Origin of the sequence: Mesorhizobium sp. M7A.F.Ca.CA.002.05.1.1, from assembly GCF_003998335.1 — a bacterium.
Lineage (GTDB): Bacteria > Pseudomonadota > Alphaproteobacteria > Rhizobiales > Rhizobiaceae > Mesorhizobium.
This window is the reverse complement of sequence record NZ_RZQI01001092.1, coordinates 1-1,751: the sequence shown is the minus strand read 5'-3', so window position 1 is coordinate 1,751 and position 1,751 is coordinate 1. Positions and strand designations below refer to the sequence as shown.

The following is a 1,751-nucleotide window of genomic DNA, read 5'->3' as shown; positions in this document are numbered from 1 at the left end:
ACAGTGCGATCCGGCTGCCGTGTGGCGAGATGGTAGCCGGATCGCATCCTCGGCCTGATCGCGCAGGACAGCAATGCTCATGACGAGGGGCTGGGACCGGAATGGGACGCGCCGAAGGCATTCTTCGCCGAACCGACTGAAGAAAACCGCGCCAAACTGCCGGACTGGATGAATTTCGAGGGGACCCGAAACCAATATATCGGCGGTCTCCCCGAGCGTCTGAAGGTGTTGTTTCCGCCCGAGGGTTGGTATCTCGATACGGAGCGCCTGGCGAGGCCCGGCAACACCGACATTCAGTTCGAACTCTTCACCGATTATGGCTCGCACATCGCCCGCTTCCCGGCCATCCAGGCCTATCTCCGCGACCACCAGCCAGCATGCCTCGTGCTGTGGGGACGGCACGACGCCTTCTTCGCGCTGGACGAGATCATGGCCTACAGCCGCGACCTCGACGCAGTCGAAATCCATGTCTTTGAGAGCGGACACATGCTTCTCGAAACGCATCATCGCCAATGCGCGGCTCTCATCGCTCACTTCATCCACGAGGTGGAGACTGGGGTCTTTCGCGAACCTGCAGGGCGCTGAACGTCGACGCTCAAACCGCCATTTCGATGGGCTCGGCAAGCCTTGGATTGGCCCGCGCGGCGATCAGGCAGCCGGCGACGATCAGGCATGCTCCGGCCAAGGTGGTCCAGGTCGCCTCCTCGCCGAAGAAGAACCAGCCGAGCGCGACCGCCCAGATGAAGGCCGAGTATTCCGTCGGGATCAGATATTGCGCTTCGGCGCGGGCGTAGGACCAGCTCATCAGGAATTGCCCGGCGAGCGACAGCACCGTCACCCCGGCCAAAGGAAGCCAAAGATTGCTCGGCAGGGCGACGGCGAGCCAGGGTGCTGCGAGGCCGAGCAGGATGGCAACGCAAAGGTTCTGGAACAGCATGATCTCGATCGGCTTGGCCAACTGCGCCTGTTGCCGGGCTAGGATCAGATTGTAGCCGTAGAACACCGTCGACACGAGCACCGCCGCCGTGCCGAGCATGGCATCTTGCGAATAGTCTGCCTGCCCGAACTGGCCGGCCATGATAATCGCGACGCCGGCGATGCCGGCCAGCGATGCCCAGACAGCCTCTCGCCGGATCCGTTCGCCGAGCAGCAACGCGGCGAGAAACAGGGCAAACAAAGGCGCCACGAAGCTGAGCCCGATCGCCTCCGCAAGCGGCAGCCTGGCCAAGCCCCAGAAGAAGGATATCAGGACGACGCCGACAACCGCGGCACGCAACGCATGCAGCCTCAGCACCGGAACGGTTGGCTTTAGGCGCGGTCCCGCCAGCCAGGCCGCGCCCGCGACCACGGTCGCGACCATGCTGCGCCACAGCAAAGTGTTGTAGACGCCGACCGCGATGACCAGGATCTTCATCGCCGCATCCATCCCGGACAGCAGGAAGATCGCAAGCGCGCATACGAGCACCGGGATCATCGGGGAAACGGCGCCGGTCAGGCTGGATGTCTTCACGGTTTCACTCATGTAACGGAATGCAGCCGGATATATCAGGGCAAAGGGCGCGACCAGATGGCAGTCCCGTCGATGTAGCAGTCCAACCCCGATTGGCGTCGTGTTCGCGGCTATCGCGACATCCGGATATCAGCATCATACCGACGAGTTGGACGAGGCGGACCGCCTCGCCGACTGCATCATCCGGTCACGGCAGGCGACGCACGCACACATGGCATAGATCGAATTGACGGGGCGGGTT

At 63.0% G+C, this 1,751-nt stretch carries 2 protein-coding genes; one reads left to right on the top strand and one right to left on the bottom strand.

What is annotated here, in order from left to right; genetic code table 11:
- Positions 1–168: 168 nt before the first annotated feature.
- Entirely contained in the window at positions 169–585 is a 417-nt protein-coding gene (locus EN939_RS32830; protein WP_206528407.1) for an alpha/beta fold hydrolase, read from the top strand.
- Between the two features lie 10 nt (positions 586–595).
- On the opposite strand, the gene EN939_RS32825 is transcribed toward EN939_RS32830, so the two are convergent.
- Positions 596–1,522 carry a DMT family transporter gene (locus EN939_RS32825; RefSeq protein ID WP_127271654.1) on the bottom strand — a complete coding sequence of 309 codons (927 nt, stop codon included), beginning with the start codon at positions 1,520–1,522 and terminating at the stop codon, positions 596–598.
- Between the last annotated feature and the right edge of the window lie 229 nt (positions 1,523–1,751).